This window comes from Citrobacter sp. wls716 (assembly GCF_005280975.1).
Classification (GTDB): Bacteria; Pseudomonadota; Gammaproteobacteria; order Enterobacterales; family Enterobacteriaceae; genus Citrobacter; species Citrobacter youngae.
This window is the reverse complement of sequence record NZ_SZWX01000039.1, coordinates 84,523-108,057: the sequence shown is the minus strand read 5'-3', so window position 1 is coordinate 108,057 and position 23,535 is coordinate 84,523. Positions and strand designations below refer to the sequence as shown.

The window sequence follows — 23,535 nt, the reverse complement described above, 5'->3', positions numbered from 1 at the left end:
GAGAATAGTTATGAATGATTTTTTTTATCAACGGTATACAACTCTCTATAGACAGCGCTATAGTCAGTTAGCATTCTTTCCGATGTAAATACATCTTTAAATCTGGCATATGCATTTGAGCCGTATCGTTTAGCCAATTCAGGATTCGAGTATAGTTCTTGCATTACCTGCCTTAATCTCACAGGGTCGTTAGGTGGAATAACAAAGCCAGAGTAGCCATCAAGATTAATAAAGCTTGTACCTGTACCTATTTCACATGAGATTAGCGGCTTTCCATACATGGCACCTTCAAGTAAAGTAATACCAAAGGCTTCCGATCTAAGATGTGAAGGAAAAACAATAGCAGTACATAGCTTTAGTAGTGCAGCCTTGTCTTCATCGGGTAATGAGCCAACAAAATGCATATTAGTAAGATTAAGTTCTTCTGCTTTAGCTTTTATATCACTTTCGATCCCTCCGCCACCAACAATAACTACGGGTAACGAAGTAGTGTGTGCTGCTTCCAGAAGAGTGTGTAACCCTTTATAGTAACGAAATGCACCAATGAACAGGAAAAATCCCCCGTCAAACCTGTCTTGCCAAAATTTGAGTTTTTCGTTACTAATACTTGGATAAGATTTCTCATTTAAACCATAAGGTATGACTTTTACCTTGGATTCAAACTTCTGCAATACAATACTAGTTTTTACATAGTTTGGCGAAGCAGCAACAATACAATCAACTGATTTGAGAAAATGGTTCATTAGTGGCGAATATAGCCGAGAAAAAAACTTCTGCTTAACAATATCAGAATGATAACTGACAATTGTTGGTTTATTGATTCGACATAAAAAATGCAGCATATCCATAAAGGGAAATGGATAATGGTAATGGATGATGTCTGCTTGCTTTGCTAATTCTTTAAATTTTTTAATGCAAGATAGAGAGAATGGTGTTGAGGCTATTTCAAAATTAGTTTTTGCGTAGAAGACACGCTGCTTACCAATTTTTTGATTATCAATATCCCCGCGTTTACTTAGAGAAAGTACGGTTGATTCAACATCATATTCAGCCCCAGACTCACTTAGCTGGTAGATAACTTGCTCGATGCCACCAAAAGTATCTGGATAGTATGTCTTATAAAAATGCAGTACTTTCAACATTAATCTTACTTCACCTGTTTATATGCAGCAACCGTTTCAGTTGCACATCGTTTCCATGAAAATTGGTTAACATGTGATAATCCACTTTTAGTGGCATTATCCTGCCATTCCGTATCAGTAAGACTCTTCATAATTAAAGACGTAAGTGTCTCAACATCCATAGCATCACACATTAAAGCGCTGCTACCTGCAACCTCAGGAAGTGAAGAGCTGTTTGAACAAACAACCGGAGTCCCAGATGCCATTGCCTCCAATACTGGTAGCCCAAATCCCTCATAGACTGATGGAAATAAAAAACTAACAGCGCCTGCATAGAGTGCAGGTAAATCGCTTGACGGTGTAAATCCCAGGTAGCGCAGCCACCCTTCTCGTTTACCTTGTTCAAATCGACGATGTAAAGTATCACTGTTCCAGCCTTTGAATCCGCTAATAACGAGAGGAGTCTGCTTTCTCAGTGACAGTGGCAGGCGTTCGTAGGCATCAAGCAAAGTCGCAATATTCTTTCTCGGCTCAATCGAGCCAGTAAATAGGGAATATTTTTTAAAGGTAAGTTCGTATTTTCCGAGAACAGGAGTTATATCTTCTTCACGGCGGGGCTTAAATTCACCACTACATGCTAACTTTGCAGTAAACACCCTACTTTCAGAAATATTAAAATAATTAATCAGTTCCAATCTGGTAAAATCAGAGTCTGTAATAAATACTGATGCTCGCTTTACCGTTTGTAAAAGCTCTTTACGCATATACCTAACTCTCTCAGGAGGATGGCATTGCGGTAAAGTAAAAACAGAAAGATCATGAAACGTGACAACACAGCGCTCTACCTTCGGTGGCAGATAAAAATTCGGTCCATGATAAATCGCATCCTTATGATTTCTCAAGACATTAGTCTTCAACCACGGAGCTGTGAGCCTATATACTTCCGAAGCCAGTCGACTCTTTTTTATTAAACTTTTAAGCCCCTCTGTTGAAGAGCTATTTTCTTTAGCCACGGGCATTTGCTGAGTAAGTCGATGCCCATTTAAAAAAAGTAATTCGGATATTTCTGGATCATCAGATAAACATTTAGCCAACTCAAATGCATAGCGACCGATACCTGTTAATGGGTATTTTATTGCATCAGTTCCAAATATGACTTTCATTACTCGTTTTCCAACATCCAGCGCAGAGTATCTTCGAGTGGTGGGACATTCCAATCTGGAATAAATGATTGTAATTTAGATGGATCCCCACTAAGTGTCTTAACTTCATTTGCCCGGACAAATTCTGGATTAATCTGGATGGTCAGATGGTGTCCGGTTATTTTTTCACAAAGTTCAATAACTTTTCTCAGTGAATATGTTCGGCCAGAGCAGATGTTAATAACTTCACCAACTGGTTTCGCCTGTAATAACTTGACATAAGCATGGCTTAATGCACGAACATCTGTAAAATCACGCCAAACATCAATATTTCCTAACTCGATCGTCGGTGATTTTGAATTAAAGTGTTTAACTATCTTTGGCAGAAGGAAGTTTTCCGCCTGACCAACACCTGTATAGTTAAATGGTCTCGTAATGAATACGGGTAGTTTATCCATCCACAATCGAGACATATATTCCATGGCCAACTTGCTGACGGCATAATCGTTCGCTGGATTTGCTGTCGCAGATTCATTCAGTTGCCCTGCGGTACCATTTCCATAAATGTTTGCACTACTGGCGAGAAGCACACCATCCAGGATGGTGCTGCAGGTACTCAAAGCCTGCAATAAATTGCGCGTTCCAAGTAAATTGACGTTGTAGAAAGCATCTGCATCACCATGCCCAACATAAGCGATAGCGGCCAAATGTATAACAACGTTTGGTTGTATGAGCTGAATAACCTCCCGCAATCTCGCAGTATCCATTAGATCAACCTGGTAATAATCAGGCCCATCAAAAGGCATTGCGCCAATACCAAATACCCGATATCCGGCAGCGGATAATTCCGCTGCCACATAGCGGCCGGTAAAACCATTAATCCCTGTCACCAGAGCATGTTTGCCGGCGCCGAACATCAGAATGAAAACCCTTGCTGGTTACGACGTAAATCAGCCTCAACCATCAACTGGCACAACTGCTCCAGCGAGGTTTTTGGTTCCCACCCCAGAATTTCTTTGGCACGAGCTGGATTACCGATTAGTAGATCGACTTCAGCAGGACGGAAGAATTTTGGATTTACACGAACCAAGGTTTTCCCAGTTGCTGTGTCAATACCCACTTCTTCCTCGTCCTTACCCTCAAAACGCAGTGTAAATCCAGCAGCTTTGAAAGCCATGCTGACGAAGTCGCGCACAGTCTCTGTACGGTTAGTTGCCAGTACGAAGGTATCTGGTTTTTCTGCCTGCAGAATACGCCACATCCCTTCTACATACTCTTTGGCATAACCCCAGTCACGCTTGGCGTCCATGTTACCGAGTTCAAGAACGTCAAGTTTTCCAAGCTTAATTTTTGCAACAGAATCTGTGATTTTACGCGTTACAAATTCCTGACCACGTAATGGTGATTCGTGGTTAAACAGAATTCCACTTGATGCAAAAATATTATAGCTCTCACGGTAGTTCACGGTCATCCAGTGAGCATACAGTTTAGCTACGCCATATGGGCTGCGCGGATAGAACGGAGTATCTTCTTTCTGCGGAACGGCCTGGACCAGACCAAACATTTCTGACGTTGATGCCTGGTAAAAGCGAATTTTAGGATTAACAATACGAATAGCTTCCAGAAGATTTACAGGGCCGAGACCGGTGATTTCTGCTGTAGTAATCGGTTGTTCGAAAGATACACCGACGAAGCTCTGCGCAGCTAAGTTATAAACCTCAGTAGCTTCAGTTTGCTGCAGCAAGCGGATACTAGCAGACAGGTCAGTCAGATCGTATTCAACCAAAGTCAAGTTTGGGTGCTGTGCAATGCCCAACTCTTCAATACGCCAGAAATTGACAGAACTGGTACGTCGGTATGTTCCGTATACTTTATACCCTTTACCAAGCAGCAGTTCTGCCAGATAAGCACCATCTTGACCCGTAATACCAGTAACAATCGCTATATTCATAATAATCTATCAATCTCTTATTAATAATTAGTGACAATGTAACAATGTAAAGAGAAGTCTTATCGAACTACTTTACGACAAATATTCACAAAGTCGTTTTCAACCACTTTCCAGCTAAATTTTTGAGCTGTTTCAAAACCATTACTCCCCAGGCGCTCGCACAAAGCCGGGTCGTTTCTTAAGCGCACCAAAGCATCCTGTAGATCTTCGTGACCCACCATCAGGGCATTTTCTTGATCAATAGCCATATCATGAAAAGCCACACAAGATTTATTGGCTACCACCGGCTTTCTGGCCAGCCAGGCTTCGAGCAACACTATACCAAAGCTTTCGCTTGAACTCATATTTACCAGAGCCAGGCAAGACATCAATGCACCACGCACCACTGAACGCGGCTGCCTCCCCAAATAAAAAACGTGTGGGGATGTGATCACCAATCCGTCATCATCTGGACCAATCATTACTAATCGAAGTTTTTTACCAGACTGGTTAATAGATTCAACAGCCTGGATTACTGAACGATAACCCTTAGCTCCGGATTTACGCCCCAGGACCAGAACGAATTCATCATCGCTGCCGTACACGCTTTCAAACTCATGGCGATCGCTCTCCAGGAACTCTTCATCAGTATCGGCACCAGCTGGAAGATATTCAGAGCAGCACCCTTTTTCAGCATAGAAAGCATTCGCAGCTTTAGGCACAGCGAGGACTTTTGTTGCATTTCGTGCAGCATGAATTAAATCTGGGAAATGGTAATAGTCATCATCCAGATGCGCGTGCGGTATCAATAATGAAGGCACATTATGCTGTCTCGCTAACTCAAGAGCAAATACCGCTGGTTTGAAAACAATGTTGTGCGTTACTACCAAATCGTACTTACCAATGTTAGTAGCAATATAATGTTCCATCGACGAAGAGTGCGGACCTCTGATATCTGTCAGGTTGACACCTAATGGAAAACGTGTTTTCTCTGCAGCCGCAGACAGTACATCAAACACTTTATCTGCCGAGATGCTTTGAGAACTTGCCAGAGTTGGTCGTGTCAGATCGAGTGGTGCACTATCAATAATTAACTCAGTAAGCATAAAACCTAATGGTCGAGGATCCTGCCCCCCCATAAATCGGCTAGATGTAAAGATCTCGAATATACCCGCATCAACTTCCAATTCAAGCGTAAAGTTATGCTCGATTTCCTGACTAAGGTAAATGCCCCCATCAGGGGACTGCAATGTAATTAATGATTTTTCGGGGATATACCCTATCAGTTTTACTTTACTTGCTTTTGCCACATTGACTGCACAAGAAGAGTAGCTCCAGCGATAGTGGTTAGAAGCTTCACCCTCTAAATCAGCCCATCCCCATGCAAGCCCATCTAATGATAATTTATCGGTTTGTTGAACAATAGCCTTCTCAAATACAGGCTGCACACGCCATGCTAAACTCGTTGCATTACTTAATGCTGAACTCGGACTATCATCAACGGGAAAGCGAGCAAAACGGAGATTAGACATTTCAATTGGTGCACCAATCTCGGCATCAAATTCGTAACGTTCCATGAAACGTGCATGATTAGTTGTTCGACTGACCTCTGTAGTAACGACATCAATTTCGAATTCTTGTGTATCACCAAGCGCTTTCAAAAAGCGCTTCAAATTTGACTCTGCCCCACCTAATTCAGGATGAGTATAGCGATATGTAACAAACAGTACCTTACGTTTTGGTTTTTCCATGCTTAATAATAAATCCACGAATTTCTTCGCGATTCCCACCATAGAAAGTTCAGCACGGAATATATCTTTACGCTCTGCTCTCATTTCATCAGTGAAAACACTATCAGAAATGGATAAAGCATTTATCACATCTGGAAATGTTTCAGGTTCCGTCAGTGCGATATGTTTGTGAAGATGACTCGGATAGCCACGTAAACCAAATTTTGAGCTAACGACAAACAGGCCATTTGCGAAAAAGTCTGCTAACTTAATATTAGATCCGCTACCTGAAGTCACTGGGTTCACTGCAAAAAGACAGTTTTGAAGAATAGCGGATTTGACTTCTTCATCTACGACCCCCCACAGAATAACATTTTTACCCGGATTGACGTTGATAGAGTTGCAAACTGACCCAACAATATTAAACTGAACATCCGGGCATTTAGGCGCTATATTTTTTAATAAAAAATTGACAGCATCCACATTTGGCATATGCGCGGATCCAAGAAATACTGCCGATTTTTTAATAATTCTGTGTGCTACTTGCTGACTAATATCATTAATAATGGGGGACGGTAGCTGTGCTCCATTACGGACAACGATCATGGGTCCAGCTGTCTTTTTCCCAACTAAAAGACTATAAGCATCATCATCCGATACTGCAATCGTTGCCGCTGAGCATTCAACCGCTTTTTTCTCAACAGATGTAACTAGATCAATCAAATAATCCTTCTTGGGATGCCATTCTAGTAGAGATTTTTTAAGAATTGTTTCATCATTCTGCGAAGAATAGATAAAACGATCACGATAAGTAATCGGCACCGGTGCCATATATGGATGCTCGACAATTATAAATCGTGCAGATACTTTCAAGATATTATAAACAGCTACTAATAAATCATTCTTAGCACAATGCGCGCTAGCAATTATATCATCGCAGGACACATGAAATTGTGCATTTAATTCATCAACTTGCTTACGATGTTCTGGTGATTTAGGGACGCAAATTACATATGTTTTTTCATTATACTTTTCCACAGACAACTTCTCATCGTCTGAGAAGCAAATGAAAACAACAGAGGATATATCATTAACAGCTTGATAGATCCCTCTGGTCCGAGTTGCGCCACCACCGACATTTAAAAATGAATTATAGTCATTAAGAACTAATGTGTAATTACTTGATTGTTTCTCAAGCTTATCTAGCTCAGGCAGGATATTTGCAACGATAACGTCCCACGTATAATTTTCGCTAGCAAATAATTTCCCTGCAAGACCTATTTCAACTGTGTTTGCAAAATCACTATCTGAAAGATGTTGCTTCAAAAGATCAGGGAAATCTTCCAACGCCCCTTCAATCACATTCTTACCAGACTCCGTATTAAATCCGCGCATGCCAAAAGGAGTAGACAAGATAGGTAAAGCATAGGCGAAGTAGTCTAGTGCTTTAATATTAGAACCGCTACCTGACTCCATGGGATTCAATGCAATGCTCGCGTTTTCAAATAACCGAACTTTCTCTTCGTCAGTAACGCGGCCATGTCTAACAACATTTTTTACGTACTCACCTACTGGTAAACAATTACCAATAATATCGAATATAATATTAGGACATTTAGGAGCGATTTCTTTAGCAATATAGATTGCAGCGTTTACATTCGGTAAATGGGCGCTACCAACAAAAACGGCTGAATGCTTAACTTTTGTTGTTCTCTGGGGTATTACTCGATGGTTATCGACCATACCATTCGGAGAATAAAACATTACAGATTCTTTTTGAGGCGCGATCTTTTTAAATGATTCATAATCACTTTCACCGCAATAAAGTATCAGGTCAGCGTTATTCAGTAATTTTTTTTCAGCTTTAGAAACCAGGTCAACTATAGGTTGCGATTTTTCTGATGGATGAAGAGTCTGATATAATTCAGTCTCGCAATTATGCGAATTATAAATTCTTGGCTTACAATCTATACCCAGAAAAATGTCAAAATCAACGGTGAATGGGAAATCATGAATTATTATATCGGCAGATTCATATTCACTAAGATATGCTGCCAACATAGTTGTTGGATACTGTGCACTAGCGGCAATAGCAGGAGCAGACAGATCACCGTGGCCATCCGAAGTATAGCTTTCTAAATTTTGCCAGCATTGATCAAAATATTTATCCTTCGGGATTCGTCGCTCAACAAATGTCGCCGTATGATATATTTTTTCTTCTTTGACTCCCGGATGAGTAGAGGTTAGCAATGTTACATGATGATACTTGCTCAATGCTTTATAAAAATTATAAAGTTTGGACTCACCACCATTAGAGATCGGAACGAATGCCGGGAAGAAGTTAAGCGCAAGTATTTTTTTCATTATTTCCACAGCCATTGATTAGTAGAACCATGATTCAAGTACTGATTTCTTATCTTCATGGATACCTTTTTTCTTAATAGATAAAGAACCTTCTCGCTCTATTATTTTACAGTTATCTTCAGATACGGAACCATTTACAAATAAATCTAATGAGGAAGCATTATTGTAGCTTTCTTGCATCCCTCTTTTGATTCTACTTTTTAATTTTGGATAGCGATTTAAAAAACGCACAACGCGTTGCTTCAGCAGTGGACGATTTTCGAAAAAGACTCTCGCAGCAGAAATTATGCTTTTACTTATCTTTTGCAACATGATTTTCTCCTGAAATCACCCACGGAACCGTAACAATTTTCTTACTAATTTTGATAGCAGCCTCACAGGATAAGTTATTTTCCAGGAGGTACTAGCATAGACTAAATTAAGCTCGTTCCGTAATTGGTTTTCAATATGATTCTTATCTATTATTCCAGCGATACTATTATTAGTATCATCAATTTTCTCACAAAGATTATCGATTTTAGCTGAAAGTTTCACATCCAGTTCATGATTATGAATAGACGAGTTAGTGTCACAAGTATCAATTCTATTCTGGATAAGCTTAATTTGCCAATTCATATGGTTTAGTGCTGATGACATATAGCTTTCCAGAATGGCTGAGACAGGGATATCTTCATTGGCCTCATTCTGATCAAGGAAGGCTGCATATATATTCTTAAAATTCCATTGATGACTCGGCAGAAGCCACACCTTTGCGATCCATTTTTTATATTTTTCTGGGAAATCATGAGGAGATATAAACTGTGGCCGCTGACTCCCTTGTTCCCGAATGCGATGATGTGCTATTTCTTTAATAAGAGCAAAGAATGACAGTATTTGTCCATAGAGATCATCACCATCAGAAATTCGATTAGAGATAGCACCATAATCGATTACATGAACCTTCCCATCATCTCCCAATAAAATATTCCAGGGGCGAAGATCATTATGATATAAACCATTTTCCTCAAGAAGACTTATCTGTTCAAGAATATCTGTAACAATCTTCTCATCATCGTATTCATCACCTGCCATAATAATATCTAATAACAGACGACCTGGTGTTAAAGTTCTAACTATCCATGACTCACTCTCATTGCTACCATAGCAGAGCAAATCTGAAGAACGAAACCCTTCAATTTTTCTTTCCAGGAAAACTGACTCATTCTTTAACTCATTAAAATTACAATTAGTAGCGTCTTTTAGGAAAATCTTGATAATTTTGTTATCTGAGAAATAGTAACGCCGTTTGTCCCCGTGATAATAATTATCCAACTGGTGTGATCTACGCATTGCGTGCTCAATAACGCCGTAGTTTCCACCAACGCTCCAGTATTTATTACTGGCGAAATATAAAGGGCGCTCTACTACCGATAAATGTGTACCATGCATCGATAAATTATGGTTAAAGGTGTAACTCTCAATCAGTTGACGAGGTTCTTCTGGTTGAGCGTCTGCCCAATACAATGGTTCGGTATTTAATGCAAACTCGAAAATGCCAGTTTCAACCTTACTGGACAACTCTTCAAAAAGTCCAAAAACATAATCAGCTCCATGTTCATAGACTAAATGATGGAATACGCTTAACCCGAGAACAAGATCGTATTCTTGCTCTTTAACTCTTTCCCGGATAATTGTTTCGATGCTACCTAGCAAAAACTCAATATTAAGACCACTGTTCTCATCTGCTAATTTATTGCAGACATTAATATTTGGTTGGCTGTAATCTACAGCTGTAACACTAGCTCCTCGAGCAGCTAAGTTCAGACTAAAGAATCCTTGCGCACAGCCTAAATCGAGTACTTTTAAAGGGCGTCCTTTATCCTTGGAAATATAGTCATAAAATGATGTTATAGTTTCTAATCTATCGAAGCAGGCATGAGTTCGAGATGCTTGTGCATTAAATTCAGGATGCTTAAAAATTGGCTGATAAACCTCTGGTAATTGCTCTACCAGTTCTGAAATTGATTGTTCTTTATATGTCATTAAATAAATTCCTCGATTTGTTCAAAATCAGCCTGCATATCAACCAATCCCCACATATGGACATGGTTTGTAACTTTTAATAATATTGAATCGTATCTTCTATCGATAGGATCCGTTGTTTTTGTCGGATCCCCAGACGAAAGTCCTAACGAGAGTAGGTAGGCACCTTCATTTAAGCATAAGTTCATACTGAATTTATAAACTACAATATGACCAGACTTCCCAGTAGGTAATATTTTCCCTTTTGTGGAAAGATATGAATTACTTCCATAGATAAATACACCTTCAAGACTTTTGAGTAAAATCCCCGGAGTAACATGCTCAAAATCGTCTTCAAAAAGTACTTTCACATAAACATCTAATTTATCATTAGTATTGATTACAGTTGGATATTCTACACCACCGCTTACCGTCAGGTAATCGATGATTTTTGCACCACCTTGTCCCCAGCGATGCTCCTCTTTCAGGTATCCAGGGCGTGTATGATAGAGATCTTCTGAATCTTGATTGATTTTAATTACATTGCTTACGTTATCTTTATTATTTGCAATATTCTCTTTCTTTTTACCAAACAAGTCATCCATATATAGATTAACGACTTCTCTGGAAGGACCATCAGCATAAACTTTGCCTGCTTTTAAAAAGATAGCTCTGTCACATTGCTTGGAGATGTCCATTACAGCATGGGAAACAAGTAACAGAGTCATACCCTGTTTTTTGTACTCCGCAATCCTCGAATAACATTTCGCCTGAAAATACACATCGCCCACTGATAAAGCTTCATCGACAATAAGTATATCCGGTTTTGTCGCTGTGGCTACCGAGAATGCAAGACGGGCTTGCATCCCAGAAGAATACATTCTTAATGGTTGATCAATATATTCTCCGATCTCTGCAAATGCTTCAATCTCAGGAAATAAACTATCAATTTCTTCAGTGGAATAGCCCAGCAGTTGACCAGCCATATACACATTCTGGCGACCTGAAAAATCTGGGTGGAACCCAATACCTAGCTCTAGTAGTGCTGCTATGCGTCCATTTACTTTTATTTCACCACTGCTAGGTTGCGTAGTGCCAGTGATTAACTTTAGTAATGTACTTTTACCTGCGCCATTTACGCCAATGATTCCTACTGACTCGCCGGCTTCGATTGTAAAGTTAATATCATTAAGGACAGACTTGGTTTTGTGCCTCTTTTTCTTGGTAAACCCACACCACTCAATTAATCGCCCCCATTTATTTGGGTAACTTTTGTATTCTTTATATAATTGTTTAACAGTAATGCTACCCATTATAATTCATCCACCATTTCACCAATATGTTTTCTAAACAAATGCAAACCGATGAAACAAAGTATGATACCAAGACTAAGTGGGTAGATTAATCCAAACCAACTTGGGAAAACGCCACTCACCAAAATCTTTTGACATGCATCAATCACACTGGCCATAGGATTTATTTTCATTAGAGGATGAATACTTGCAGGCAAAATTGTTGCTGGATATATAATTGGCGTCAGCCAAAACCAGAACTGCAAAACAATGCCAAAAAACTGCCCTACATCGCGAAAAAATACATTTAAAACACCAGTAATAATACCTATTCCCATAGCAAGTATTATCATAACAATTAGTACTGGGATAAGAGAGAAATAGGCAAGACCAGGAAAGTCATTAGTTACAATTAAAAATATCGTAAATAAAGAAAATATGATAAAAAAATTGACTAATGCACTACCAATTACAGTAACAGGTAAACATAATTTGGGGAAATTAATTTTCTTTATAAGATTGGCGTTATCCAAAAACATATTTTGAGATCTAAGAACAAGATCTGAGAACAATCCCCATGTCAAAATGCCTGCACATATATAAATACTATAAGCATATTGTGAATCAACGCCGGGTAATTTTGCCCGCATGACTTGAGAAAATATAACTGTATACACCACTATCATTGATAGTGGATTTAATACACTCCAGGTTACCCCAAGCAAGGAGTTTCTATACTTTGACTGGAATTCTCTTTTAATGTTACCGAGAATAAAACCCCGATATTCCCATATCAACTCTATAACCTTCACTGTTTCACCTTTACTTGATGAAGACTTCTAAATCAGAAACTTTTAGTTTAACTTTTTCAGTATTAGATTTTGTTTCAACATTCAAACGCAATAATGGTTCAGTATTTGACGTACGGATATTAAATCGCCAGTCAGAAAACTCCATACTCAACCCATCGACTTTATCGATTTGCTCCGCCATCAGCGCGTATTGCTGCTCTATTGCCTCAATCATTACACTTGCATTGTTGACCTTATAGTTAATTTCACCGCTACAAGGATATGCATTCATACGCTCGCTCACTAGCGTCTCAAGCGATAAGTTGCTTTTAGCAATCAACTCTGCCACCAGAAGCCACGGAATCATCCCACTATCGCAATATGCAAAATCACGGAAGTAGTGATGAGCACTCATCTCTCCGCCGTAGATCGCATCTTCCTTACGCATACGCTCTTTGATGAAGGCGTGGCCCGTTTTAGACATCACAGGAATGCCGCCAGCTTTAGTCACAATATCGATGGTATTCCAGGTCAGTCGCGGGTCATGGATGATCTTCGCGCCTGGTTCTTTTTGTAAGAACGCTTCGGCTAACAGACCTACAATGTAATAACCTTCGATAAACTGCCCTTCCCCATCAAACAGGAAGCAACGGTCAAAATCGCCGTCAAATGCGATCCCTAAATCTGCGCCATGTTCTTTAACAGCATCGGCAGTATCTTTGCGACATTCTGGTAACAGAGGATTAGGGATCCCATTAGGGAAAGTGCCATCCGGCTGGTGATGAACTTTAATAAATGAAACGGGGACACTAGCAGCAACGAAACGTTTTTCAATCGCATCAATGACGTGGCCAGCGGCACCATTGCCAGAGTTAACCACAAGCTTCATTGGACGAGTGAAGTTCGCGAAATCAATGTAGCCCATTAAGTGATCGACATAAGCACCAAGGATAGAAATCTTCTTGTAGCTTCCGCGCTGTTGGGCATCAACAGGCGCGAAATTATTTTCTTCGGCTAAACGCTGCACATCGCGTAGTCCTGTGTCACCACTGATAGGTTTCGCATTTTCGCGAACCAGTTTCATTCCGTTATAATCCATCGGATTATGACTGGCGGTAACTTCGATGCCGCCATCTACACCAAGATGGAAGGTTGCAAAATAGATCTCTTCTGTCCCGCTTAAACCAATATCTAGGATATCGGTACCCGCATCCATTAGGCCATTCGCTAATGCCAGTTTCAGGCTCTCGCTGGTTAAGCGTACGTCACCGCCCACCACGATTGTTTTAGGCTTGAGGAATTCACCGTATGCGCGACCAATGCGATACGCAATATCTTCATTTAATTCTTCGCCTAATTTTCCACGAATATCATAGGCTTTAAAACAAGTCAGCTTAGACATAGATCTTTATACCTTCAAAATTAGCAACGACCATACTGGTCTTTAATACGAATAATGTCATCATCCCCTAAATAGGAGCCGGATTGGATCTCAAGCAGTTCCAATGGAATCTTGCCTGGGTTTTCCAGTCGATGTTGTGCTCCAATGGGAATAAAGGTTGATTGGTTTTCAGTCAGCAGGAATTTTTGATCTTTAATCGTTACTTCACCCGTGCCGGAAAGCACAACCCAGTGTTCGGTCCGGTGATGATGCATCTGCATCGAAAATGCTGCACCCGGTTTAACGGTGATCCGATTTACATTAAAACGCTCGGTCTGTACCACCACATCGCATCGCCCCCACGGACGGTATATTTCCCGGTGACGCTTATATTCACTGCGATGATTAGCTTTAAGATACTCAACAACTTTCTTAACATCCTGCACCTGATCTTTATCAACGACCAGTACGGCATCTTTTGTATTAATGATCACCAGATTATCGACACCGATAGCGGCAACCAATTTTTCATCAGTGTTGATATAGCAGTTATTTGCGTTGTGCATGAAGGTATCACCCGTCAGGACATTACCTTTTTTATCTTTAGGGCTCACTTCCCATAGTGCCGACCAGGAACCCACGTCACTCCAGTCTGCATCAAGCCCAACGACGACAGCGTCTGTCGTTTTCTCCATGACCGCGTAGTCAACAGACTCATCCGGACAAGCGATAAACAGATCGCGATCAATCTTGATAAACTCATCGCTATCTTTGCAACCGCGGATTGCCGCCTTGCAGGACTCAAGAATATCGGGTCTGAATTTTTCCAGTTCTTCAAGATATTTCTTGGCCCGGAACATGAACATTCCGCTGTTCCAGTAATATTCACCAGACGCTAAATAACTTTCCGCGGTTTCTTTGTTCGGTTTCTCCACGAAACGGCTAACCTGGTAAGCGATATTCTCACCAAGAACTTCTTCCTTACCGCGGTGAATATAGCCATAACCTGTTTCTGCACCGGTTGGTACAATCCCAAATGTGACAAGGCGCCCCTGCATGGCAAATTTAAATGCTGACTTTACCGCCTGGTGAAATGCCGGTTTATTGTTAATGATGTGATCTGCGGCTAATACCAGAAGAATTGGGTCATCGCCATTCTCTATTGCACTTAATGCTGCCAGCGCTATTGCTGGCGCAGTATTGCGGCCAACGGGTTCAAGAATGATATTATGCGAGAGCTTGTTAATTTGTCTTAGTTGCTCAGCAACAAGAAATCTGTGTTCCTGATTGCAAATGACTACCGGTTCCCGTGCATCGACATCATCCAGACGGAGCACTGTTTCTTGCAGCATTGAACGCTGTCCATACAAACGAAGAAACTGTTTTGGGTAGAGCTCGCGCGACATCGGCCATAAACGACTACCGGTACCACCGGCCATTATCACAGGAAGTAACATCTTGGGTCCTTAAATATCAATGCGTTATACTAAACCAACGAAAAAGTTTCATCGTCGCTCAATGACAAATGGGCACGCTACCGCACTGGCTCTACAGCTACCAGGGCACTGCTCATTTTATGTTGGGCAAACAAATTGCTGATAACCCTCAACGAATAAGGGATATCTCAACCGAATATTCTCTTATTTATTCACTGTGTAGACAAGAAAAATGTCCTACGGCGGACCGGTAATTTCTTACCGATCTACCTTTTTTAGTATTTGAAATTTATAAAAAAACATTTATAGCAGCATTCTGCGGGTATCAGACAAATCATGACTCTTTACATATACTGCTACGATACTCGGTTCAAATCGCAGGCAACGAGGGTAGCAATGGCACTAGCTCAGCAGTTTTAAAATTTGATCCCTGAACTTCGGCCCTTCTTTCAGGTTGCGCAGTCCGTACTTCACAAATGCCTGCATGTAGCCCATTTTCTTACCACAATCGTAGCTATCGCCGGTCATCAACATGGCATCAACAGACTGTTTTTTCGCCAGTTCAGCGATAGCATCCGTAAGCTGAATACGCCCCCACGCACCAGGCTGCGTACGCTCAATTTCCGCCCAAATATCAGCAGAAAGCACATAGCGCCCTACGGCCATCAGGTCCGAATCAAGGGTTTGCGGCTGGTCGGGTTTTTCAATGAATTCAACGATGCGGCTGACCTTACCTTCGTTGTCTAAAGGCTCTTTGGTCTGAATAACGGAATACTCGGAAAGATCGCCAGCCATACGTTTTGCCAGCACCTGACTACGCCCGGTCTCATTAAAGCGGGCCACCATTGCGGCCAGGTTGTAGCGCAGCGGATCCGCACTCGCCGTATCCAGAACGACGTCAGGTAACACCACCACAAAAGGGTTGTCCCCTATTATCGGGCGTGCACAAAGAATAGAGTGGCCCAGGCCGAGTAATTGTGCCTGACGGACGTTCATGATAGTCACACCGGGAGGGCAGATGGACTGCACTTCGGCCAGTAACTGGCGTTTAACACGCTGTTCAAGCAGCGATTCAAGTTCATAAGAGGTGTCGAAGTGGTTCTCAACCGCGTTCTTAGACGCATGTGTTACCAGAACGATTTCTTTGATACCTGCAGCTACAATCTCGTCGACAATGTATTGAATCATCGGCTTATCAACGATCGGTAGCATTTCTTTTGGGATGGCCTTTGTGGCAGGCAACATGTGCATCCCGAGGCCCGCTACCGGAATAACTGCTTTCAAATTAATCATTAAGTCATTCACCTATTCAATAGTTGCTGAATTATAGCTTTTTAGCTTGTTTTAGCCAGTATGAATTACATTGCTCAGTTAGGACGCATGTTACGCCGCTTATCGGCAGAATGCAGTAATCATAATCTTAGCCGGGTAGGTTTTTAGCCAGGAATGGTCGTAAAATTACCGGCCCGGTAGTCGAAAATTCACTGCCGTGACATTCACAACCTGGTGGTTTACGTTGTCAATATCAACCGAGCTTTGCCCAGCTTCATTAACTGCATGAATGTTGTTCAGCGAGAGCAAGGTCTCCTGTTTGGCCATAAACTTACCGCGTACATCTTTGCGCAGATCAAAGTGCATTTTCAGCGCTGGCCCGATGGTAGATTGCTGCATCACCTTGATATTTCGCAAGAAAAGATGCTGAGGTTTGTTGTGCAGCTCCAGCGTTGCGCGCTTCATCTCCACGTTGGTAATGGCCACAAATGAAGTTGCATTACCTGAGGAAATCTGAATACCACGTAATTTATAATCGAGATGTGTGTTATCCAGTTGAATATTATTTAACTTAAAGTTTTGTGGGATGGACAAATATCGTCCTTTGATCACACCGTACCCAATCAACATCCCTGCGCTATTTTTCATATTGATATTATCGATAACGAAATTATCACATCCATAAATAGCGACTGTAGCATTGTCGATACCCGCTTTCTTGCTGAAATTCGGGGTGATATTTCGCGCGGTAATATTACGAATGATAAAATGTTTGCCGTTCTCGACATGGACTAACTGCCGACAATCCGAGCCCGTTATATTGGCTACCACAAATCTTTTCACCGCCAGTTCGTCTGGATAGGTGTTGTCGTACGTACTACCTGCCAGCCCAATACCGATACCCCAGTTAACATTTCCGTTCGTACAATTGATGCGTTCTATAACATGGTCTGAAATCACGATGTCACTGTCGTTTATCGCGACATTCCACTCGATGGCGTCACCCTGTAAATCACTAAAGCGGCTGTTGGTTATCCGTACCCCATCCATCTGGTTATGAAACCCCTGTCGCAGGATCCCGTAATTCGCATCAGTGACGGTAATGTCGTCAATGGTGAGGTTACGCATCGCTCGCGGCGTTTTCCCCCCGATATAAATTTGTGCCACAGGGGCGAAACCGCTCATGGCTATGCCTTTTATCACACAGTCGGATCCCCGAACATCAAGGGTAATATTTCGCAAGCGCCCCCCCAGCTCCCCTGTCACGCGACAGCCATCCTGCAGAATAAAGCGCCCACGACTGCTGCTACTGACCCCGCCTTGCAGATGCAACGTTTTACCAGGCGGGATCCCGATCGCGGTATTGATATTCCTGCACTCCAGACCAGCAGGCACGACAACGGTTTGCGCCTCTGAAAACGCCTGCCTGAAGGAAGCCACCCAATCCTGTGGATTGTAATCCTGAATGTTGACGCTGCCCGGTGATTCAAGCGCCCGGGCAACGGGAGAATGCAGTACGACAAGCGCAGAGCCTGCCGTCAGAAAAGTACGTCGCGAGAGTTTTTTCTCTGGCATACAACCTCGATTTACATCGTTTGCAGCAGACTGGCTAGCTGTTTGTTGATCGCAAGCTGGTTAAATTCAGCGGCTATTTTTTCGCGGGCGCACGCCACCACCGGCTTCACTTGCTCACTGTCTAGCACGCTGACCGTCGCTAATCGCTCCGCCAGGGCCTGAGCATCATTCTCTGGTGCCAGCCAACCGGAGCTTCCAGATTCCACCAGCTCAGGGATCCCACTGTGCACAGTAGAGACGACCGGTATCCCTACGGCCATGGCCTCCATCAACGCCACCGGGATCCCTTCCATGTCACCATCAATTCCCGTGACGGAGGGCAACAGGAAGACATCCGCCTGCTCAAGCATCTCTTTGACCTGATGGCTGGGTTTAAATCCTGACATTTCAATCACGTCATCCAGTTGATATTGCTCGATAAGCGTACGTAATCGACGCTCCCAAGGGCCAATTCCCAGAATGCGATAACGAAATGAGATACCCCGCTCTTTCAACTGGCGGCACGCTTCGATAGCGACATGCAGCCCTTTTTTCTCGGTTAACCGTGCAACGGAGAGAATTTCTAGCGGCGTGCCCGGCGCTTTCACCTCACGGGGTGTAAAACGCGTCATATCAATCCCCATACGCGATACCGCTATTTTATGCGGTGGGCATCCCATATTCCGCAAACGTCCGGCCCAGAGATTGCTGATGGGCAACATCAAATCACCGCGCTGAAACAGCTTCTGATATTCGGGGGTATAGCGGGAAAGGATGTCCCGATGTGAAACGTCAATACCATGGAAGACAGTGGCTATTTTGCCGCGGAGCACGCCGAGTTCACGTAGTTTGGCCGCCGTTACGCCAGCGGGTCCAAAGTGCGCAATAAAGACATCGGCCTGGAATGCTCGTGGGGTTAGCGCACAGATGGACGCTAAAATCAGATTACGCGCCTCATCGCCATAGCGTGGAACATTGAGCGCTTTCCAGGTCGCTGTCCGGGTGATGCCTTGTAAAATCGTCGTAGTGCGATATTTCAGCTTTGCCAACCTGCCAGCCGGTTCTTTCAATAACCATCGTGTTTTTTCGCCCAGGCGGTAGTCCATATAGGATGCATGGGTGTTATCAAGATCGCCCTGATATAACGCGATAATTTCAACATCATGCCCCATATCGATAAACGCGGTGATCTGATTCAGCACAAAGGTTTCAGAGGACAGCGGAAATTTAAGCAGGAAAAAGCTGACTTTCATTTCCCCTCCTGAATACGCGTTAATACCGATTGCACCATACGCCTACCGTGTTCACGTTCACGCTTAACCGCCTCCGCCACCCTGACGTTAAGTTCAGCGAGCCGTCCCAGGTTATCGGCAACCTTGCCTTCAAGACTACCATCCAGCAGATGGCGGATATCAACCGCCATTTCCGCTAACCCCAGTTGCTGCATAATTCCCGCCGATTTGTGCTCATAATTAATGGCTATCGCCGGCGTCATAAAGTTCATCGAGATAATGGCAGAGTGCAGGCGTGTGCCCACCGTCAGGTCACATGCGCCTAATATTTTTCCCATTTCGAGATCGTTTAGTTCATCCATGACCACGTGATAACGGGCCGGATCGTTAACGTACTGACGCAGGTTCAGTGCAACCATGCGATCATCTTTGTTGTAACTATCAATACCGGTACAGGTTGAGAGCGCCATCACCTGGTAACCTTCATCAAGGATCCGATTAACCACGCCGGCAAAGGCTTGCTCATAGGCCTGTTGTGTGGTTCCAAGACGCTTATCAAACGGCGCCAGTTCACGTAATGTAATGGCGACAGTCTTCTGCTTTGCAGCCGTTTGTAGCCAGTGCTGTACGGCATAACCCGGGTCAAAGTCATCGTGATGGTTGTCTACCAGCCAGGCGGTATCCACACCCGACTCGACTTTCTCTGTCGTTATTTCACTGCGTTTCATCAGTTCCAGGCTGACCGATTCGCGTAAAATTAACGCATTGCAGTGCCCAAAAACGTAGTTCGCCAACTGATTGAACTGTGCATCCTGAAATGGCCCTACGCTGTGACCAATCATGTACAGCGGTTTTTTAGCCATAAACGAACACAAGGCATGTTCAAACTGCGTCACGCCATACAGATCGACAAAAAACGATCCGCCGACCTGGATAATGGCGTCATAACGCGACAACAAGCGGACAAAGTCAGTAAACCCCTGAGCGATAGCGATATTGCGCAGATTCCCGGAATCGGTGACGCGCGAGAGCAGCACCTGATGCTGATAGCGACGACGCAGCACTTTCTTTACGCGGCCCATGACGCCTGCAGCATTGTTATGCTGCTTCATCTGTGAATACAGTGGATCGCCCATCACCGGTCGATTTAGTAACCAGGAGGAACTCACCGGGTAGCGGCTCATCACATCCACTTCAGTCTCTGGCTGGAGCGTATGAATGGCATCCAGCAAACCGCGCAAAATGGCGCTGTCCCCGCGATTACCGCAGGTGTGGTTGCCCAGAATCAGTAATTTCATCATGACCTCTTAAAATCAGTGCGGATGACGGTTTTCCCGTCTCCGGACGACAACAAACGCAATTCACCCTGCGCGGAACAAGGCTTTCATTTTTTCACCACGGCAGAACTGGCGTTTGATTTCCACCACCAGCGGATGACGCGACAGCACAATCATCACGACAAACACCAGCGCGCCAGCGGTTATCTGTAGGCTCAGCAACGCACTTAACGGCAATTTATTTTGCAATGTCATTCCCAGCGCGTAGCTCACCACCAGCGTGGGTAAAGAGAGATAGAACGGTAGCCACAGGCTGAGCATGTACTGCCGATAGCTCGGTCCCAGTACCGGTTTGATCATCACGAAATAGCTCAGGATGGTGTTTATGACCTGTACCAGTAAAAAGCCCAGCGTGACGCCAATCACACCCGCCATATTTCCGCCAACCAGGATGGCGGGGATAAACAAAAAGGTTTTGAAAATATTGAATTTGAAGCTGATATCAACCCGTGCTTTGGCCATCAGCAGTGAGCCTATCGGATTACCGACTGAGCGCAGCAGACCCACAATGCACAGCAGTTGCAGCACCGGAACAATACTGTTCCACTTTTCGCCAAACACCAGCGGTACGACGTTATTTGATACCACCATCAGTCCCAGTAGGGCCGGGAAATTGATAATGCCGACAACAGATAACAGCTTGTAAAAATTGACCCGTAGTTTTTCGGTATCGTCCTGAATTTTGGCAAACGCAGGAAACAGTACTCGGGTAATTATCGGATTCAGTTTGATTGGCGGTACAACTGCCACGTTCCAGGCAAGATTGAAGCCTCCTGCCACGCCAGCACCCAGGGTTCTGGCCAGCACCAGCGTCGAAAGGTTGGTATTCACATAATTGATAATGCTGTCCGCCGTCAGCCACGCCCCAAAGCGCAGATTTTGCGACACGGATGAAAGTGAAAAACATAGCCCTGGTCGATATATTTTGCGACCAAAATAGCCAAACAGCAGTGTACGTAGCGTACTATTCACCAGATACCCAACAATGGCAGTCATAGCGATCGGCCAAAAATGCGCGCTAACCACGGTAAAAGTAAAACCGGCCAGTACTGAACTGGTTTCAATCATGCCAATTTTGTTGAAGGCCAGTTCTTTTTGCATCAGCGCACGGAACTGCTGCCCATGCGGGATCACCACAAACGCCAGCGCTAAGGTTTTAATCAGTGGCACCAGCTCAGGGTTATTAAGCGCATCGGCAATGGTTTCGCTGAGCGCAAACATAGCAATACATACGACTATCCCCAGCCCAACGTTTAACCAGTACAAGGTGGTTAGTTCAAGATAACCTATCTCTTTGCGCTGAATAATCGAGTTGGCGATGCCAAAATCAGACAGCGTATCGGCCAGCGCTATAATCACCAGCGACACGGTTAATAACCCGAACTGATGATTATCAATAATCCGTGCCATAACCGTCATCTGAATGAGCCCCAGACCGATGATGATTACCGTAGCAATGACTGACCATTTGGCACCGTTGAGGGTTTTTTCTCGTAAACTCATATTAATATGCCGCTTTATTGACGAAGCCTTTAAACACCGTCAGAAAAACGATTTTAATATCGAACCACACGCTCCATTCGCGAATGTATTCGAGGTCAAACTCTACGCGTTTTTCCATTTTTTCCAGCGTATCGGTTTCACCACGCCAGCCGTTGATTTGCGCCCAGCCGGTAATGCCTGGCTTCACCTTATGGCGCAACATGTACCCTTCTATCAACTGGCGATACTGTTCGTTATGCGCCACCGCATGTGGACGCGGCCCGACAATAGACATCCCGCCTGTCAGCACATTTATAAACTGTGGTAATTCATCCAGAGACGTCCGCCGCAGGAAGTTACCCACGCGGGTCACTCGCGGATCGTTCTGCGTGGCCTGGGTAACCACCGTATCGTTTTCCATTACCTTCATGGAACGAAACTTCCAGACTTTGATCGGTTTCCCGTCCATCCCATAACGGGTCTGACGAAAAATTACCGGCCCCTTTGAGGTCAGCTTCACCATCAGCGCAATGGCGCATAGCACAGGAGAAATAAGCAGCAGGATTAGCGATGCCAGCACAATATCCTCCGCGCGCTTCAGCAGACGATTAATGCCTGAAAGCGGTGTGTCATACAGCGGAACCACAGGAACACCGTTCATTTCTTCAATCCGCGAGTGCAGAATATTGAAGGTAAAGACATCAGGAATCAGGAGCACTGAACAGGTGGTATCAGCCAGTTCGCGTACCAGTTTTTTTACCCGCGCCCCATCGCTCATCGACATAGCGATATAGACGTTATGAATGCGTGAAGCTTTGGCATCATCCACAAGTTGCTGCAGATTTCCCGCCCAATCCCGGGCGTTTTTCCCCGGTATGGGGTCGTGATAAACACCCGCGACCTCAAACCCCAACCACGGCTCATGGCGAAAGCTGTCCAGCAGCACCTGTCCGGCAGGAAGGTCCCCTGCTACCGCTACCCGACGCGTGTTATAACCACGATTTCGCAACCATCCCGCCCCGTAGCGAATAAACGCACGGCACAGCACCAGGCCAATACTTGAAAGCAGATACCATGCCAGCCATAGAGCAAACCGGTTATCAAAATCGTTATTAAAGGTAATCAGACCCGCGCAAAAAATCAGACTCAGCGTCCAGTTTTGCAGCAGCAGCACCAACTCAGTTGAAATTTTTACCCCGCGCCAGGAGCGGTAAAAATCCGTTATCCCGCCCAGCATCTGAAAAACGACCAGCGTGATTAACGCGACCAGCAGGTGCATATACAGGAAAGGCAAACCGCTCAGTTCGCAGACTATCCATAATCCACCAAACATGATGGTGATATCTGAAAAGCGTTGCACCATCGATATTAACGACGCATTGGTTTTGGCTCGTTCGCGCTTTTTTAGATGTGTCATCGTGGTTCCTGTTAGTCACCACTTGCCCTTATCGGGCAAGGGAAATACCAGCA

At 43.7% G+C, this 23,535-nt stretch carries 17 protein-coding genes; all 17 read right to left on the bottom strand.

Translation table 11 applies throughout. The annotated features are described in order from the left end of the window. Nucleotides 1-8: 8 nt before the first annotated feature. Nucleotides 9-1,142: a glycosyltransferase family 4 protein gene (locus FDX24_RS15320; RefSeq protein ID WP_137364567.1), complete on the bottom strand. Its 1,134-nt coding sequence runs from the start codon at nucleotides 1,140-1,142 to the stop codon at nucleotides 9-11. A 5-nt stretch (nucleotides 1,143-1,147) separates the two neighbouring features. Next, nucleotides 1,148-2,284, bottom strand: a complete 1,137-nt coding sequence (locus tag FDX24_RS15315) for a glycosyltransferase family 1 protein (RefSeq protein ID WP_137346233.1) — start codon at nucleotides 2,282-2,284, stop codon at nucleotides 1,148-1,150. Then, nucleotides 2,284-3,180: a GDP-mannose 4,6-dehydratase gene (locus FDX24_RS15310; RefSeq protein WP_137364566.1), complete on the bottom strand. Its 897-nt coding sequence runs from the start codon at nucleotides 3,178-3,180 to the stop codon at nucleotides 2,284-2,286. The genes FDX24_RS15315 and FDX24_RS15310 overlap by 1 nt, the downstream gene beginning before the upstream one ends. Continuing rightward, nucleotides 3,180-4,214 (bottom strand): GDP-mannose 4,6-dehydratase, encoded by a 1,035-nt coding sequence (gene gmd / locus FDX24_RS15305; protein ID WP_137346234.1) that lies wholly within the window; start codon nucleotides 4,212-4,214, stop codon nucleotides 3,180-3,182. Before gmd ends, FDX24_RS15310 begins: the two co-directional genes overlap by 1 nt. A gap of 59 nt (nucleotides 4,215-4,273) precedes the next feature. Beyond that, entirely contained in the window at nucleotides 4,274-8,287 is a 4,014-nt protein-coding gene (locus tag FDX24_RS15300) for a glycosyltransferase (RefSeq protein WP_137364565.1), read from the bottom strand. Between the two features lie 18 nt (nucleotides 8,288-8,305). After that, nucleotides 8,306-8,599, bottom strand: coding sequence for a hypothetical protein (locus tag FDX24_RS15295; protein WP_137364564.1), 294 nt, complete (start codon nucleotides 8,597-8,599; stop codon nucleotides 8,306-8,308). Between the two features lie 15 nt (nucleotides 8,600-8,614). Next, nucleotides 8,615-10,309: a methyltransferase domain-containing protein gene (locus FDX24_RS15290; protein ID WP_137364563.1), complete on the bottom strand. Its 1,695-nt coding sequence runs from the start codon at nucleotides 10,307-10,309 to the stop codon at nucleotides 8,615-8,617. Beyond that, complete coding sequence (locus tag FDX24_RS15285) at nucleotides 10,309-11,601, bottom strand: ABC transporter ATP-binding protein (RefSeq protein WP_137364562.1); 1,293 nt, start codon at nucleotides 11,599-11,601, stop codon at nucleotides 10,309-10,311. The genes FDX24_RS15290 and FDX24_RS15285 overlap by 1 nt, the downstream gene beginning before the upstream one ends. Continuing rightward, on the bottom strand, nucleotides 11,601-12,392 hold the full coding sequence (locus FDX24_RS15280) for an ABC transporter permease (RefSeq protein ID WP_137364561.1): 792 nt from the start codon (nucleotides 12,390-12,392) through the stop codon (nucleotides 11,601-11,603). Before FDX24_RS15280 ends, FDX24_RS15285 begins: the two co-directional genes overlap by 1 nt. A gap of 10 nt (nucleotides 12,393-12,402) precedes the next feature. Next, a complete protein-coding gene (gene cpsG / locus FDX24_RS15275) occupies nucleotides 12,403-13,773 on the bottom strand; it encodes a phosphomannomutase CpsG (protein WP_137364560.1) in 1,371 nt (456 codons plus the stop codon). A gap of 20 nt (nucleotides 13,774-13,793) precedes the next feature. Then, complete coding sequence (locus tag FDX24_RS15270) at nucleotides 13,794-15,209, bottom strand: mannose-1-phosphate guanylyltransferase/mannose-6-phosphate isomerase (RefSeq protein ID WP_061067686.1); 1,416 nt, start codon at nucleotides 15,207-15,209, stop codon at nucleotides 13,794-13,796. A 381-nt stretch (nucleotides 15,210-15,590) separates the two neighbouring features. After that, a complete protein-coding gene (gene galF, locus FDX24_RS15265) occupies nucleotides 15,591-16,481 on the bottom strand; it encodes a GalU regulator GalF (RefSeq protein WP_061067685.1) in 891 nt (296 codons plus the stop codon). Nucleotides 16,482-16,646: 165 nt separating this feature from the next. Continuing rightward, a complete protein-coding gene (wcaM, locus tag FDX24_RS15260; RefSeq protein WP_137364559.1) occupies nucleotides 16,647-18,035 on the bottom strand; it encodes a colanic acid biosynthesis protein WcaM in 1,389 nt (462 codons plus the stop codon). Between the two features lie 11 nt (nucleotides 18,036-18,046). Next, nucleotides 18,047-19,267 carry a colanic acid biosynthesis glycosyltransferase WcaL gene (gene wcaL / locus FDX24_RS15255; RefSeq protein ID WP_121584478.1) on the bottom strand — a complete coding sequence of 407 codons (1,221 nt, stop codon included), beginning with the start codon at nucleotides 19,265-19,267 and terminating at the stop codon, nucleotides 18,047-18,049. Beyond that, nucleotides 19,264-20,544 carry a colanic acid biosynthesis pyruvyl transferase WcaK gene (gene wcaK / locus FDX24_RS15250; protein ID WP_048212030.1) on the bottom strand — a complete coding sequence of 427 codons (1,281 nt, stop codon included), beginning with the start codon at nucleotides 20,542-20,544 and terminating at the stop codon, nucleotides 19,264-19,266. Before wcaK ends, wcaL begins: the two co-directional genes overlap by 4 nt. A gap of 63 nt (nucleotides 20,545-20,607) precedes the next feature. Continuing rightward, entirely contained in the window at nucleotides 20,608-22,086 is a 1,479-nt protein-coding gene (locus FDX24_RS15245; RefSeq protein WP_137364558.1) for an MOP flippase family protein, read from the bottom strand. 1 nt (nucleotide 22,087) lies between these two features. Then, on the bottom strand, nucleotides 22,088-23,482 hold the full coding sequence (gene wcaJ / locus FDX24_RS15240) for an undecaprenyl-phosphate glucose phosphotransferase (RefSeq protein ID WP_061067681.1): 1,395 nt from the start codon (nucleotides 23,480-23,482) through the stop codon (nucleotides 22,088-22,090). Nucleotides 23,483-23,535: the final 53 nt, after the last annotated feature.

Excerpts from the sequence above, each read along its gene's own strand:
- FDX24_RS15320 (WP_137364567.1), bottom strand. The coding sequence starts at position 1,142 with ATGTTGAAAGTACTGCATTTTTATAAGACATACTATCCAGATACTTTT.
- FDX24_RS15315 (WP_137346233.1), bottom strand. The coding sequence starts at position 2,284 with ATGAAAGTCATATTTGGAACTGATGCAATAAAATACCCATTAACAGGT.
- FDX24_RS15310 (WP_137364566.1), bottom strand. The coding sequence starts at position 3,180 with ATGTTCGGCGCCGGCAAACATGCTCTGGTGACAGGGATTAATGGTTTT.
- gmd (WP_137346234.1), bottom strand. The coding sequence starts at position 4,214 with ATGAATATAGCGATTGTTACTGGTATTACGGGTCAAGATGGTGCTTAT.
- FDX24_RS15300 (WP_137364565.1), bottom strand. The coding sequence starts at position 8,287 with ATGAAAAAAATACTTGCGCTTAACTTCTTCCCGGCATTCGTTCCGATC.
- FDX24_RS15295 (WP_137364564.1), bottom strand. The coding sequence starts at position 8,599 with ATGTTGCAAAAGATAAGTAAAAGCATAATTTCTGCTGCGAGAGTCTTT.
- FDX24_RS15290 (WP_137364563.1), bottom strand. The coding sequence starts at position 10,309 with ATGACATATAAAGAACAATCAATTTCAGAACTGGTAGAGCAATTACCA.
- FDX24_RS15285 (WP_137364562.1), bottom strand. The coding sequence starts at position 11,601 with ATGGGTAGCATTACTGTTAAACAATTATATAAAGAATACAAAAGTTAC.
- cpsG (WP_137364560.1), bottom strand. The coding sequence starts at position 13,773 with ATGTCTAAGCTGACTTGTTTTAAAGCCTATGATATTCGTGGAAAATTA.
- FDX24_RS15270 (WP_061067686.1), bottom strand. The coding sequence starts at position 15,209 with ATGTTACTTCCTGTGATAATGGCCGGTGGTACCGGTAGTCGTTTATGG.
- galF (WP_061067685.1), bottom strand. The coding sequence starts at position 16,481 with ATGATTAATTTGAAAGCAGTTATTCCGGTAGCGGGCCTCGGGATGCAC.
- wcaM (WP_137364559.1), bottom strand. The coding sequence starts at position 18,035 with ATGCCAGAGAAAAAACTCTCGCGACGTACTTTTCTGACGGCAGGCTCT.
- wcaL (WP_121584478.1), bottom strand. The coding sequence starts at position 19,267 with ATGAAAGTCAGCTTTTTCCTGCTTAAATTTCCGCTGTCCTCTGAAACC.
- wcaK (WP_048212030.1), bottom strand. The coding sequence starts at position 20,544 with ATGAAATTACTGATTCTGGGCAACCACACCTGCGGTAATCGCGGGGAC.
- FDX24_RS15245 (WP_137364558.1), bottom strand. The coding sequence starts at position 22,086 with ATGAGTTTACGAGAAAAAACCCTCAACGGTGCCAAATGGTCAGTCATT.
- wcaJ (WP_061067681.1), bottom strand. The coding sequence starts at position 23,482 with ATGACACATCTAAAAAAGCGCGAACGAGCCAAAACCAATGCGTCGTTA.